The following is a 13500-nucleotide window of genomic DNA, read 5'->3' as shown; positions in this document are numbered from 1 at the left end:
TCATAACTTTGCGAGCATGATCGTATGTCACATCATATATACCGTTTTTTAACCGTTTGTATGATGCGAACCGCCAAAAACTTTGCCTACACCTTGAATTTTTTCAAGTATGACAATCAGAAGGACTGATATGAAAATAACCACGCTCGACACGGATGCGACGATTGGATTGTAGGCATCCTGCATTTGCGAGAAAATCTCGATCGGCAGCGTTCTCATTTCAGGTGATACCATAAAAAGAGAGACCGTTACATTATCAAATGATGTCAAAAATGCGAATAATCCCCCTGAGATGGCCGCGGATCCAATTAGCGGCAGTGTCACTTTCATGAATACCGTTAGTGGATTGGCTCCAAGTATGGCCGCAGCCCTTTCGAGATTATAATCAAATCCACTTAAACCGGTTAATACGAGCCGCATGACATATGGTATGCAAATCACGATATGGGCAATTAAAAATCCTGTAGACGTACCGGCAAGCATCATTGGTGTAAAGTACATTAAGAGTGCGATCCCTAAGACTAATTGCGGTACACTTAATGGAGAAGTTAAAAGGGCCGTAATATACGATTTTCCCGGAATATCATACTTTGCGATGCCAAGGGCACCCAAAGTACCAAATATGACGGAGAAAAGGGCAGCTAATGCTGCGAACTTCGCACTATTCAAAAATGCTTCCAAAAATTCAGGGCGCTCCAAAATCTTGGCATACCATTGCAGTGAAAAGCCTTCAGCCGGAAAACTTGGATAATTGGCACTTGTAAAAGAAGCGGGAATAACGACAATGAGCGGGATCAAGATATAGATAATGGCCAAAACGGCTACTGCAACCCGAAGGCCGCCAAACGTTTTCATCATCGGAATACCTCCTTGAATTTCCCTTTTTCAAACGCTCTGGTAAAGACGGCTACCGATATGACAGTGGTTGCTAATAGAATATAAGAAAGAGCAGATCCGAATGTCCAATGCAGCAGGTTATTAATTTGATCATAGATGACAACAGGCATCACGGGCACGTTGGCTCCCCCCATTAGTGCAGGCGTAACATAAGCACTCATTGACAAACTGAATACGAGAATGCAGCCAGATACGATACCTGGGATGCTTAGCGGCAATGTAATGGAAAAGAACCTTCTGAATGGGCTTGCCCCAAGAATGGCTCCTGCCTTATCAAGAGAAGGATCGATATTATAAAGACTTGCTACGATGGATAAGATCATGAAAGGAAGATATGCATTGGAAAGCCCAATCACAACTCCTATCTCCGAAAACAATAGTTTCAATGGTGCATCTATTATGCCAAGGGCCATCAAGGTTTGATTAATCGTTCCATTAGGCAAGAGCAAAAGGTACCAGCCAAAATTACGGACAACTATACTCACCAAGAGCGGTGACACGATCAAGAGAGTGATATACCCTCTGATCCGCGCTGAACTTTTGGCCATTGTCAAAGCTACTGGATATCCTAGAAATAAAGCAACCAAGACCGAATATAAACTGATCTTCACTGTCAGCCATAAGGAAGATAAGTAATAGCTATCGGAAAATAATTGTGTATAGTTTTTTATGCTATAAACTGCCTCCGTTCCTCCAAGATTATCTGTGGATATGAAGCTTAAATATAAAATGTATAACATCGGAATGACAAAGAAACCAAATATGAAAAGTAGAATCGGCGTTAAAAGAAGTAATCCCGGCACCCAGACTTTCCTTTTCTTGCTTTTAGGCTTCTTTTGCGGTTCAATAGGACTCGTTTGCTGTTCTATTTCTTGACTAGCATAACTTCTGATGGGCTCCATCCAATCAACACCTCACTTCCATTTTGCCATGATGAATCGAAAGCGGAAGTCAATACTTGAATACTTTTCCCCTGTAACAGAACATTGATTTCCCATGAGGTACCGAGATAGTTCATTTGGCTGATCTTGGCACGATGGAAATCCAATGGAGATGAAGATTTTTCATCGAGAGAAACAATTTGCAGTTTTTCCGGTCTAATATAAAGTTTTACCTCATCCCCGGTTTTCAGATCACTTTCATTTCCCATGACGTTATTTGTGTCGACATGAGTGATATCAGAACCAATCTTGACTGCAACTTTCCGCTTATCGACAGCAGACACATTCCCTTCAAAACAATTCGATTTCCCGATGAATTGAAAGACGAACTCTGTCTTCGGATGATTGTATATTTCAGTCGGAGTACTGATTTGTTCAATTTTACCTGCATTCATGACCACGACTCGATCAGACATGGATAGAGCTTCTTCTTGATCATGAGTCACAAAAATGGTCGTTACGCCAATTTCCTTTTGTAAACGCTTAATCTCGGCCCTTAGTTCATGACGCAGCTTTGCATCAAGGTTTGAAAGCGGCTCGTCAAGCAAAAGGAGCTCCGGTTCAACAACAAGTGCCCTTGAAATCGCTACACGCTGACGCTGACCTCCTGATAATTCCCTTGGATAACGATTCTCCAATCCTGACATTTTCACTAATTCAAGCGCTTTACTAATCTTCTTTTTTTGCTCAGCTTTCCCGACTTTGCGCAGTTTCAAGCCAAAACTGAGATTTTCATAGACTGTCATATGGGGAAAAAGCGAATAGGTTTGAAAAACCATTCCTAAATCACGCTTGTAAGGCGGAACCTTCGTAACATTATTGCCTTTAATATGGACCTCGCCCCGATCCGGATCGAGGAACCCGGCAATAAGGTTTAAGGTTGTGGACTTTCCGCACCCGGAAGGACCAAGAAGAGTGAGTAACTCTCCTTGTTTCACCTCCAAATCAATGCCATTCAGGACAACATTCGCTCCAAATTGTTTAAACGCGCCTTTTATCTCTACATCATTTTTATTTGAGCCAACCCCCTGAACTGCCTCCAGGTGTTGCTTATTAATTTCCACATCTTTTTTTAATACTTCCATGTGATCAACACGCTCCTTTTTATTTGAGTTTTTTCCCTAATTCAGGAGTAACCTCTTTCGCCCATCTGTCTGACACCTCTGCGCGGATCTCGGCAAACTTGGCGAAATCAGGTTTGAATGTTTTATCACCTGCTTTAAGCCCGATTGACTCTTCATATTTTTCTGGAATTTTCATGCCTTCCACTGTCGGATAAAATCCTTTTTCGGAAATTAATGATTGTGCTTCTTCACTGATTACATAGTTGATGAATTCTAGGGCTTCTTTGCTATTTGGCGTATTTTTCACTAGACCAGCGCTGAAAGCTTGAAGCGGCACGCCTTCTTTAGGCACGGCCATCTTAATCGGAATACCTGAAACGGCTAATTCACCGATGGAATAACTTCCCATGACCGTTACGTCAGCAGCTCCTTGTTGGATCGCTGGCATCATTTGCGTTGAGTTTTTATAAAATGTATTGGAATACGCTGCAAGATCTTTTGCCTTTTCGAGACCTGGTTCCATGTCTTCCGTACTGCCGCCGTTTGAAATCGCCAGACCATTAAGGGTATTGAAACCCCAATCATTCGTAATATCTGAAAATGCCGTTTTACCCTCGTAATCAGGAGAGACAAGATCATTCCATGATTCAATTGATTTTAAGCCTTCCTTTTTAAAGGTTTCCGTATTATAAGCTGGTGCAATTACCAAACCAAATGCTGGAGCGGCGGCATTTTCAACCGGAATGAACCGTGAATCCACCGATTTCATATTGGGAACATTGGACTCATCAATTGGTACGATCAGTTCCTTCTCCTTAGCGCGTATAACATCAACCGGTACAAAAAGGGCAACATCTATTTGCGGAGCATTCTTCTGTAATTCCACTTTGGATAGGATTTCACCTGATAAACCGGAAATATAATTAACCGTGATTCCCGTTTCTTCTTTGAATTTTGGGGCAATCACATCTCGGATGGCACTTTCGATGACACCGCCATTACCGGCTATCGTTATTTTTTTCTCTCCTTTTTCACCAGCACCCGTTTGTACGGATTCCCCCGGTTTTTGCGGAGTAGGATTACCACATCCCGCAAGAGCAATCAATACTATTATTGATAAAAGACTCATCAGCTTTTTCATAATCATTACCTCCCGTTTTTCATTGATTTCCAATAATTCCTTGTTCAGTGAAATAATTCACGGCCCCTGGATGAAAGTCCAAGGGAACTTGTTTAGTTGCTTCCGTTATTGAAATATCAGAAGCAGCTGGATGTGTATGCTGCAGTTCAGGCAGATGTTCATATAATGTTTTCACAAGGCTGTAAGCATGAGGATCGGACATTTCCTTGTAGGTTACCAGGACATTTTTAATTGAAATCGTTTGGACATTTTTTTTCATCCCCCTGTATGTATCTTTAGGAATTTCATTATGAGTATAAACTCCATATTGTTTTTGAAGGCGTTCAATGATGTCTCCCGGTATTGGAATGAAAGTTAGTTCCGTCTGCTTGGATATGAAAGCGATTTCATTATTAGGGATTCCCGAAGAAAAGAAAGCTGCATCAATGGTACCATTTCGTAATGCTTCTGCAGATTGAGAAAAAGAAAGATAGGATAAATTCAATTGATCAGTCGGTAAATCGGATTCTAACAGTATCCGCTCTGCAATAAGCCTTGTACCGCTTCCAGCCGTCCCTACACTAATGCGTTTACCCACTAAATCTTCCAAGGAATCAATATCATTTTGTTTAGTAGAAACAATTTGAACATAATTGGAATATAGGGCCGTTAAAGCTCTTAACTTGGATTTATCCGTTTCAGGCAAATCCAGTACATCCACTGAGGTAAAACCAATTTCTGCCCGATGACGGCTAACCAATTCAGTATTTTCGATGGAAGCATCGGTGACTTGGGTACCTGACACAGCCCCGTTGTATTTTTCATACATATTTGATAATCTTTGTCCCAATGAAAAGTAAACACCTGTCATATCTCCGGTTCCAATGATTAACATCCTGTTATTTAAATCCTGTCCTTCAGAAGTTAGTTGCCTTTGGATCAAGGTAGTAGCAGGTTTAGATATTTCCTGCTGCTCATTCATAAAAGAACATCCTGTCATGAAACAAAATAACAAAGCGACTTTTATAAAGAGTGCTCCATTTTTCATCGTGATCCTCCTTTCTTAATGAATTTAGATGCAAATGCCATGCCAAGTCGATTTTCTGCTTTAAAACGCAAATCCTGCCGATTTCAAGAATGTTATACAAGGATAAACCGGCAATTTTTTCCGGTTTTCCAGAAAAAATTGCCGGTTAACACGATGAACCCTTTATTCTTCTTTTGAAATGAGCTTGATTTTATCACGAAGGCTCCTTTCAGAAATTTTTAGGATTTGGGCTGTTTTTTGCCGATGGTTATTACAATATTGAAGTGTGGCCGTTATGACTTTTTCTTCTATCTCTTTCATGGAAATCCCAATGGGAATCCTGAAACTGTTAAAATCATCGGCAGGGCCATCCGGCTGGGGAATGAACTTCTGTTCTTGAACATATTGCGGCAAGTCGGTTTCTTCCATTTTTTTTGAGTTTGATAGGGCAACAGCATATTCTATAATGTTTCCAAGCTCCCGGACATTCCCAGGGTAATGATAATCCAGTAAAATCCGACGTGCAGTTGCCGAGAACATCTTTTCTTCACGATTCATATCCTTCGCGTGTTTTTTTATAAAATAATCCATAAGGATCGGTAAATCTTCTTTTCTATCTCTTAGTGGCGGCATCGAGATGGGAATTACATTTAGCCTGAAAAACAAATCCTCCCTAAATTCCCCTTCCATCACCATTTGTTCCAGGTTTTTATTGGCTGCACTTATAATACGGACGTCCAATGAGATTTTTGTATTGGATCCCAGAGGCGTCACTTCCCGTTCCTGCAATACCCTTAATAATTTGGCTTGAAGTGGAAGGGGCATTTCACTGATCTCATCCAGAAAAAGGATGCCTCCATTAGCAGCAACGAATTTCCCTTCCTTCCTCTGAGTTGCACCTGAAAATGCTCCCTTCTCATAACCGAACAATTCAGATTCCAGCAGCATCTCAGGAATTGCTGCACAGTTGACGATCTGCATTGGATTGTTTTTCCTTCTTCCCAACGTATGGATATTTCGGGCTACAAGCTCCTTTCCAGTACCACTTTCTCCTGTGATGAGAACACTGGAATCAATATCTTTCACTCTTTCGATCATTGAGAAAATACGCTGCATCGCCTTGCTGTTACCAAGGAAGTTACCGAACCCCTTTTGAATCTCTAATTCTTCATGTAATGTCTCCAATTGATTGGACATCTGTTTGAATTCGGCTGCCCTCATCAACAACAAAGAAAGTTCTTCAATATTAATTGGCTTTTCAATATAGTAGTAGGCTCCTTTTTTTATGGCCTCAATGGAAGTTTCAATGGATGAATAGGCAGTCATCATGATGACTGTTACGTTAGGTGATATTTGTTTGATTTTCTGTAGGACATCAAGTCCACTTTTATTTCCTATTCTCAAATCAAGTAACACAATATCAAAGTGCTGATTGTCTATTTTCCGTAGACCCTCATCCGGTTCCGTAGTTGTCATGACATCATAAGAATCTTCCAATGCAAAGCTAAGAGCGGTGCAAATAGCAGGTTCATCATCAATCACCAATACTTGCATTTTCATATGACTCCTCCTCTTTCCAGGCTTCTATTCAATATATATAGGTAGTAAAATGGTGAATGTCGTTCCTGAATTAGGATAACTTTTCACATGGATATCTCCGTTATTTTCTTTAATAAGCCTATACGATAACGTAAGTCCCAAACCAACGCCCTTTTCTTTATTTGTAAAAAAAGGCTCAAAAATATGGTTCAGTTCTTCCTGCTTCATCCCTCTTCCCGTATCCGATATGGCAATCCGCCCTGTCTTTTCGTTCACTTTATCAATGGTGATTTTAATGGTCTTTTCCTTTGTTTCTTCAACGGCATGAATCGAATTCAACACCAAGTTAAGAAGTACTTGTTGAATTTGTTGTAAATCTATATAAAATATAATGTCCTCCTCAATCATCTGCTCGAAATTTATTTGGTTTTTTTCCATCGTCACCTTATGAAAAGCAAGTAAGGATATAAGCTCATGAGCGTGGCAATTTGTAATATTTGGCGGCCGCGGACGTGCATATTCAATTAAATCGGTAACAATCCCATTCAAGCGGTTAACTTCAGTAGGTAAGTGTTCCATTAGAACTTGTCGGAATTGAGGATTATCATATTTACTCGGAAGTAAATCAATGAATGTTTTAATCGATGTTAAAGGATTCCTAATTTCATGTGCGACACCTGCAACGAGTTGACCTAGAGCGTGCAGCTTTTCTTGTGTGACCAATTTTTTCTCCAATGTTTTCTTTTCCGTCTCATCATTCATGGAAAGTAAGTATCCGGTTTGTATATCTTCAGTATTGAACATCTTATGCATCGAATAAGAAATCACCTTCTGTTCATTTTCCTCATTTAATACCAAGATTCGAAAAGAACCCATACAATTATTATCATTTTGTTCTTGATGTAAAGCTTCGAAATTCTTCATCAATTGCGAATGATTCGTAAGATTCAGAATCATTTCCTTGGAAATGTTAAGAATGTCCGATGCTTTTGAATTGCAGCTGGTAATCATGAAATTTAGATCGAATGTTATGATGCCATTATTGATATTGTTTAAGATTTGATCTTTGAACGCTTCAGCATTAGCGATGTTTTGCCGTTGTTTCTCTAAATCCTTATTTAATAAATGTAATTTCAAAGTCTGGTTATGTACGGATTTTTTTAGCTTTTGATTCCATATGTAAATGATTAGAAGGATAAGGGCCACGGCAGTTAAGATTATGATCAACCAAAATATGAATTGTTCAAGTCTGGCAATTTTCTGATTGGATTGCGGCATTACCCATTTATCGATTATCCCATTGATATTTCGGTTTGCCTTAAGTTCTGTGAGTGCATTGTCCATCATGAAAAGAAGCGATTGATTTCCCTTTTTCACTGCAATCGTATAATCCGCAGGTTCAATGACTTCATCAAGAATGATGTAATTCTTTTCTTGGTGGAATTTTTTTAAATAGAAATCAGCAGTCCATTTGTTTCCGATGAACACATCAGCTCGGTTGTTCAATAATGTTAAAATTCCTGAGTATTGATTTGAAACGGTCGTTAAGTTTGTATTCCTCATATTGAGAAATGTACTGATAACTGGTGTGTTATGGTCAAGGACAACATGTGAATCACGTAGATCCGTTAACGTATGAATATCCTGTTTCCTTTTACTAGGAATGATTATGGATTGGGACATCGTAAAATAGGATTGCGTGAAATCAAATTGGTTATCTTTTTCGGTATTATAGGTACTTCCAACAATTGCATCAATTGTTCCGTTACTTAAGGCTTTTTCGGCTTCTTCCATCCTCATCGGAATATATTCGAAATCTACGTCATTATATTTCGCTATTTCCTCCATTAAATCAATATTGATGCCTGTCAGTTCACCAGCTTCATTTTCAAATGAAAATGGTGGAAGGGCACTTTCTCCAGCAATTATAAATGTTTTTTCTTCAGCAAAAACAGCGGGAGACCATAATGTTTGAACAAAGATTATAAAGCAAAATATACTTAGTTTAAACAGCTGCCTTTTAATTAAGAGCCCTCCTTTTACGTCAAAATCCTTGCGGTCAGTAATCCTTTGCTAAAAACATCATGATTATATACTTCTCCAATTAAGACTTGAACCCTTTAATATGTAAAGAATTCTTAGTATAATCTGACACAATATAACAATAACCTACAAAAGAGTGTGTTTCTGAATGCATAAGCTGCCATATCCAATAAGGAGTACAGTAAAAAACATGAAGGTTACTCTTGTCTTGTTTTTAGATAAGTACGAAGAAAACGCGTTTGCCTGGAGTTTTTTCTTTGAATAAGTTCCAGTTGATTTCAGAAATCCGCTCCCTTTCCGCCNGAGTGTCGCAAATTTCTTCCATCCATTAAGGATTACAGTAAAAAAACATGAAGGTTACTCTTGTCTTGTTTTTAGACATATACGAAGAAAACGCGTTTGCCTGGAGTTTTTTCTTTGAATAAGTTCCAGTTGATTTCAGAAATCCGCTCCCTTTCCGCCGACTGTCTGCCAAGCCACATCAAAGTAAGCGTCTGTGGAGTCTCGTCAAGCCAGTTATTCGGCAGGAGTGTCGCAAATTTCTTCCATCCATTAAGGATTACAGGAGAAAAACATGAAGGATAAACTAGTCTTAAACATGGTTCGGCATAAGATCAGCCTGCATTTTTTTCATTTAAAACACGTTAGTTGATTGGAACGGAAGGTACGAGACTCCTGCGGGAAAAGCAAGTCCAGGGGAGACCCCACAGGCGCAAGGCGCCGAGGAGGCTCCCGGACCGCCCGCGGAAAGCGAGTGCCAGGAGTGGAGATCTAATTTTTACACCGACTTTAAAAAAACTGCAGACAAGACGAGTTCTATATTCAAAAACAAAGTTGATTGGGGCGGGTGTTAGAGAACCCTGCGGGAAAAGCGTGCCCAAGAATACAAAGATTGCCCAATTTTCCAATCATGTTAACCATCAAATTGTTATCTTTTTTTCCATTTCAAGGGTTTTTATCATTTGTCTTAACGGTCCAAGATGATACGCGAAGTGGGCCATGGTCGTTAGCATTTTCCTGAATTGAAATATTCTAAAAAAGCCCAATTTCTCAGTAATAAAATTGAGAAATTAGGCTTTTTTGCTACTCCTTAAAAGTACCATATTTTATTAATGGTATGTTGAAAGCATTACTTAAGATAAGCACCCGTTAGCTCAAAAAAAGTGACCTTTAAGCAAAAAAACAAGGTACACTTTGTTTTTTTTTTTTCTTTCCTTAGCTGCAACAAGTAGGCTTTTTCACGGCAGATCGCTTACACTCTATGGATCACTTTTTTGTTTTTTATCCATTTTATTATTCGGTTGAGTGGTTACTTGCGTTCCAAAAAGGAGTTCGAATGAACGCAAAGTGGGGTGAAATCTAAAACATAATTAATATATTTTCTCATCAAATATATTAATCTTTTAAACCCTTCCCATCGAGAATTTTCTGCATGCATTTTTCGATTCTTGACTCTCGGGTTTTGGATTGTTTGGCTTGTGAAAAATAAAGGATGTATGCTCTTTGCCTTCCTGGTGTCAATGCTTCAAAAGCAGTTTTTAAGGCAGGGATGTCATCGAATTTATTGTGAAGTTCTTCAGGAATTATGAATTCTTCGTTCTTTTTAAATTCCACTTCCAACCCGGCTTTTTCAACTTCAATGGCTTCATGAATATAGGCTTTCAGAATGGATTCCGTTGCAACTATTTCTTGAACATTAGTGAACCGAATCTGGCGCGCTCCCTGTACATTCTCCGTTTGTTGAATTAGAAGCCCGTGGGCATCCTGTAACAAGGCACCTTTGTGAAACAGAAGCGCACAATATTCTTTAAATCCATGTATTAAAACGATGTTTTTATTCTCAAACGTGTAACAGGGATGCATCCATTTAAATTCTTCGGTCAGTTCACAGTTAAGAACGATATTTCTTAACGTCTCATATTCTTCTTTCCACTTTTTAGCTTTACCTAAAAATTCATCAACCTTAGGATTCGTTCTACTTTTTGTCATCACGGAACACTCCTCTTTCCGAGCAGTTTGCTTTTTTCTTATACGTTAGCTAAATACTAAAAAACAAGGCAGAGGTTTGGTCTTACAATACCTCTAACACGTTATTAAGTTCTTCGCCCATTTTCGCCCAACCATATTTCGCACCATTGAACGCTTGATCTTCTTTTTCGAATCCTGTTTGTTCGAGATGTAAGTGGGTTGTTCCATCCTCGTGCTTTAAGGTCCATGTGACTGTAGTGTTTATACCGCCACCTACCCAGGTGTAAGATAACTTATAAGGCTCCTCGACTTCAAGAACTTCGGAATCAATAATTAAATTCCACTGTTCATTTCGAAACTGGAATTTATGTCCGACGACAGGTTTAATATCATTAGCCATTACCCATTTCCCAAGAGTATTTGCATCCGTTAAGGCAAGCCATACCTTCTCGATCGGGCTCTTAAAATTAAAATCTTGTGTTACTGTTAAACTCATTTTTATTCCTCCTCTAATATTTGATTTAAAAGTGATATTCTTTCACTCCAGAATCTTCTGTAAAACGATACCCAATCCTCAATTTCTCTCAACGGACCAGCATTCAGTCGATAACGGGTTTCCCTGCCGACTTTTCTGCTGATTACTAGACCTGCCTCTTTAAGGATTGCCAAATGCTTTGAAACCGCAGTACGGCCCATTTCAAAATGTACGGTCAACTCATTTAGTGGCAATTCCTCCACGTCCGCCAACAAACGTAGCAATTTACGTCTTGTTGGGTCAGCGATGGCTACATAAATATCACGTTCTTGATTTTTCTCGTTCAAAATCACCCACCCTTTTAACTAGACACCAATTGGTGTCTTTTATTATATGACACTGATTGGTGTCCTGTCAATTTTATTATTGACACACTTTATTTGTTTTATTCTAATATCATCAAGTATATTATTAAATCCTTTTACAACTAAATTGGCCCCGTTAGTTAAAGTGATTCATATATGATCAATTGCTATTTTTGAATATTGGATATGCTCGTGTTTCAGCAAAGGAGTATTTTGGAATTATATCTTCATTGATAAGCAAAGCGGAAAAGAGTTTTACAGGTTTGCTTATCAGGGATGCACTTAATCATTCGTGAAGGCGTTTACTATTCCTTGATTCACTAGACGGATTGGGTAGGGATTATGATGATTCATTCGGAGAATGGAAGTATATTACTTGAGATCTTAACTCAGATATTATGTATGGTACTTAAAAAAGAGACACTTTTGATTGCGGAAATTCAGAGATATGGGTGTTTACTTGGGATTTTATAAGGAGGCCCAATTTTTAACTCTGCTTTCATATGGACTGAGCAAGAAAGTAAAAAAGCAAATGACAGGCAAATGGAATTGAAGGAGAGGAATTACGGCACGAGATTCGGACGAAGTAAGTATAAATCAATAATGACTCATTCAAAAATATGAAAAAGGAAATAAACTATCTGATATTATAAACCCTCAACTTAGGGATGAGATCATTTCAACCCCTCTTATCGACTAAGACTAAAAGTATCTATCTGGGTTTTTCAAACAAAGTTGATTGGAACGCGTGTACCTGAATCCCGCGGAAAAAGCGTGTCGAAAGGAGAATCCAGGCGCAAGAGTGCCGAGGGCGGACTTCCTTCGGAAAGCGAGTGCCATACGTTCCAATCAGTTTAAAAACTCTCAATATATTATATTATTTTTCTATTTCAAGGCTTTTTATCATTTGCCGTAACGCTCCAAGATGATAAGCTGAGTGGGCAATGATCGCATTTACATTTGTCAGCCATTTTCCTAAATCGATTGTTTCGATTTCTGCGAAAAGAGATACATATTCTTTATGTAATTCCTCTCTGATTTCAGCCCATTTCACCTCATCAACAGTAGCAATGGTCCAGCTTTCTTCCCAATCTTTTTCAAAGTCTGTGCCATTGATCATCGATCGGATCACCCATAAATAATACCGGGTGTGGTCTGAGTGTGCCGCAATTGTCGATCCGTTTATGGAACGTGAAGCATCTTCTGCGGTTAAGCCATCAAGTGTACCAAAAACCCCGGTATTCGGTTTTGAATCAGTATAATAGCTCCCTTCATTTCCCGGTCCTTCAAACGTTTCCTTCAAAAGCGTTTTTATTGAACTTGCCAACGTCTCGCTCATCTCAATTCCCCCCAAATGTTTAGTCGACTTCATTACTCTATAATATACTAAGACAAACCAATAAACATTTATATTTTGTTAAATTAATCCAAAAACATCGCGAGTTTAAAGAGTTACTCGCTTTTTAGCTTGCATAAGATAAGGCTATCAATTACTTTCGAGTACAGTTAACATGTGGTATTGACGACTCTCTTAACGTGATGAAATAAAAAGGCCATTCCACAGGAACGGCCTTTTTATTTTTGAAAATTATGATTCAGTTTTAGTAGCTTTTCAAACGCTCTTCCAGGGACACAATTCTAAACTTTAACTCTTGATTCGAGTCCAAGCCCCCTATTACAATTTGATTATCTTCCGTAATGGTGACATATCTGAAAATTTCTTCTCCATGAATCTTGATTTTAGTCTCCAATGTCGTTTCCATTTTTGCAAAAACTTGATCTGTGTATGTAAGCGGGAGAAGATCATCTAAACCTTCTTCGGGGCTGCCGAGCCACTTAAACATGAAATCTTTCAATGAATATTGCTCAATCATCGATAAATGATTTTTAAAAATTAATTTGTCAATTGTTATCTCTTTCAACTTAACCACTCCTCAATAGTATCTAAAGTTTATATGGATAAACTCCTAACATCAAGGGCATTCCAATGACAAACCATTACATTTTGATTACTTGCTTACTGAATTATCCCTTTCCTTCCGTAAAATGGAGTTCGCTAAC

The 13500-nt window shown here is 38.8% G+C and carries 12 protein-coding genes; all 12 read right to left on the bottom strand.

Annotated elements, in window-relative coordinates; genetic code table 11:
* Positions 1-48: 48 nt before the first annotated feature.
* Complete coding sequence (locus ACFX4H_RS06025; RefSeq protein WP_095678476.1) at positions 49-855, bottom strand: ABC transporter permease; 807 nt, start codon at positions 853-855, stop codon at positions 49-51.
* The gene (locus tag ACFX4H_RS06020) at positions 855-1799 is read right to left on the bottom strand and encodes an ABC transporter permease (RefSeq protein ID WP_283867817.1); all 945 of its coding nucleotides are present in this window, start codon (positions 1797-1799) and stop codon (positions 855-857) included. The genes ACFX4H_RS06025 and ACFX4H_RS06020 overlap by 1 nt, the downstream gene beginning before the upstream one ends.
* Complete coding sequence (locus tag ACFX4H_RS06015; protein ID WP_249597911.1) at positions 1763-2923, bottom strand: ABC transporter ATP-binding protein; 1161 nt, start codon at positions 2921-2923, stop codon at positions 1763-1765. The genes ACFX4H_RS06020 and ACFX4H_RS06015 overlap by 37 nt, the downstream gene beginning before the upstream one ends.
* 19 nt (positions 2924-2942) lie before the next feature.
* Positions 2943-4043, bottom strand: coding sequence for an ABC transporter substrate-binding protein (locus ACFX4H_RS06010; RefSeq protein WP_328138025.1), 1101 nt, complete (start codon positions 4041-4043; stop codon positions 2943-2945).
* A 19-nt stretch (positions 4044-4062) separates the two neighbouring features.
* Entirely contained in the window at positions 4063-5070 is a 1008-nt protein-coding gene (locus tag ACFX4H_RS06005) for a TAXI family TRAP transporter solute-binding subunit (protein WP_249597910.1), read from the bottom strand.
* A gap of 162 nt (positions 5071-5232) precedes the next feature.
* Positions 5233-6609: a sigma-54-dependent transcriptional regulator gene (locus ACFX4H_RS06000; protein WP_328138026.1), complete on the bottom strand. Its 1377-nt coding sequence runs from the start codon at positions 6607-6609 to the stop codon at positions 5233-5235.
* Between the two features lie 24 nt (positions 6610-6633).
* Positions 6634-8514 (bottom strand): transporter substrate-binding domain-containing protein, encoded by a 1881-nt coding sequence (locus tag ACFX4H_RS05995; protein WP_377434753.1) that lies wholly within the window; start codon positions 8512-8514, stop codon positions 6634-6636.
* Between the two features lie 1512 nt (positions 8515-10026).
* A complete protein-coding gene (locus ACFX4H_RS05990) occupies positions 10027-10620 on the bottom strand; it encodes a YdeI/OmpD-associated family protein (RefSeq protein WP_241636125.1) in 594 nt (197 codons plus the stop codon).
* A gap of 82 nt (positions 10621-10702) precedes the next feature.
* On the bottom strand, positions 10703-11095 hold the full coding sequence (locus ACFX4H_RS05985) for an SRPBCC family protein (protein ID WP_063593577.1): 393 nt from the start codon (positions 11093-11095) through the stop codon (positions 10703-10705).
* A 2-nt stretch (positions 11096-11097) separates the two neighbouring features.
* Positions 11098-11421, bottom strand: coding sequence for an ArsR/SmtB family transcription factor (locus ACFX4H_RS05980; protein ID WP_034306755.1), 324 nt, complete (start codon positions 11419-11421; stop codon positions 11098-11100).
* Between the two features lie 895 nt (positions 11422-12316).
* A complete protein-coding gene (locus ACFX4H_RS05975) occupies positions 12317-12778 on the bottom strand; it encodes a hypothetical protein (RefSeq protein WP_249597907.1) in 462 nt (153 codons plus the stop codon).
* A gap of 262 nt (positions 12779-13040) precedes the next feature.
* Positions 13041-13361 carry a hypothetical protein gene (locus tag ACFX4H_RS05970; protein WP_034306760.1) on the bottom strand — a complete coding sequence of 107 codons (321 nt, stop codon included), beginning with the start codon at positions 13359-13361 and terminating at the stop codon, positions 13041-13043.
* Positions 13362-13500: the final 139 nt, after the last annotated feature.

The organism is Peribacillus sp. YIM B13477 (assembly GCF_042787955.1).
Classification (GTDB): Bacteria; Bacillota; Bacilli; order Bacillales; family DSM-1321; genus Peribacillus; species Peribacillus frigoritolerans.
Note: the sequence above shows the minus strand (reverse complement) of the source record. Positions and strands in the feature narration are given on the sequence as shown.

What these genes read in the sequence shown, in the direction of transcription:
- ACFX4H_RS06025 (WP_095678476.1), bottom strand. Translation starts at nt 855, where the DNA reads ATGAAAACGTTTGGCGGCCTTCGGGTTGCAGTAGCCGTTTTGGCCATT.
- ACFX4H_RS06020 (WP_283867817.1), bottom strand. Translation starts at nt 1,799, where the DNA reads ATGGAGCCCATCAGAAGTTATGCTAGTCAAGAAATAGAACAGCAAACG.
- ACFX4H_RS06015 (WP_249597911.1), bottom strand. Translation starts at nt 2,923, where the DNA reads ATGGAAGTATTAAAAAAAGATGTGGAAATTAATAAGCAACACCTGGAG.
- ACFX4H_RS06010 (WP_328138025.1), bottom strand. Translation starts at nt 4,043, where the DNA reads ATGAAAAAGCTGATGAGTCTTTTATCAATAATAGTATTGATTGCTCTT.
- ACFX4H_RS06005 (WP_249597910.1), bottom strand. Translation starts at nt 5,070, where the DNA reads ATGAAAAATGGAGCACTCTTTATAAAAGTCGCTTTGTTATTTTGTTTC.
- ACFX4H_RS06000 (WP_328138026.1), bottom strand. Translation starts at nt 6,609, where the DNA reads ATGAAAATGCAAGTATTGGTGATTGATGATGAACCTGCTATTTGCACC.
- ACFX4H_RS05990 (WP_241636125.1), bottom strand. Translation starts at nt 10,620, where the DNA reads ATGACAAAAAGTAGAACGAATCCTAAGGTTGATGAATTTTTAGGTAAA.
- ACFX4H_RS05985 (WP_063593577.1), bottom strand. Translation starts at nt 11,095, where the DNA reads ATGAGTTTAACAGTAACACAAGATTTTAATTTTAAGAGCCCGATCGAG.
- ACFX4H_RS05975 (WP_249597907.1), bottom strand. Translation starts at nt 12,778, where the DNA reads ATGAGCGAGACGTTGGCAAGTTCAATAAAAACGCTTTTGAAGGAAACG.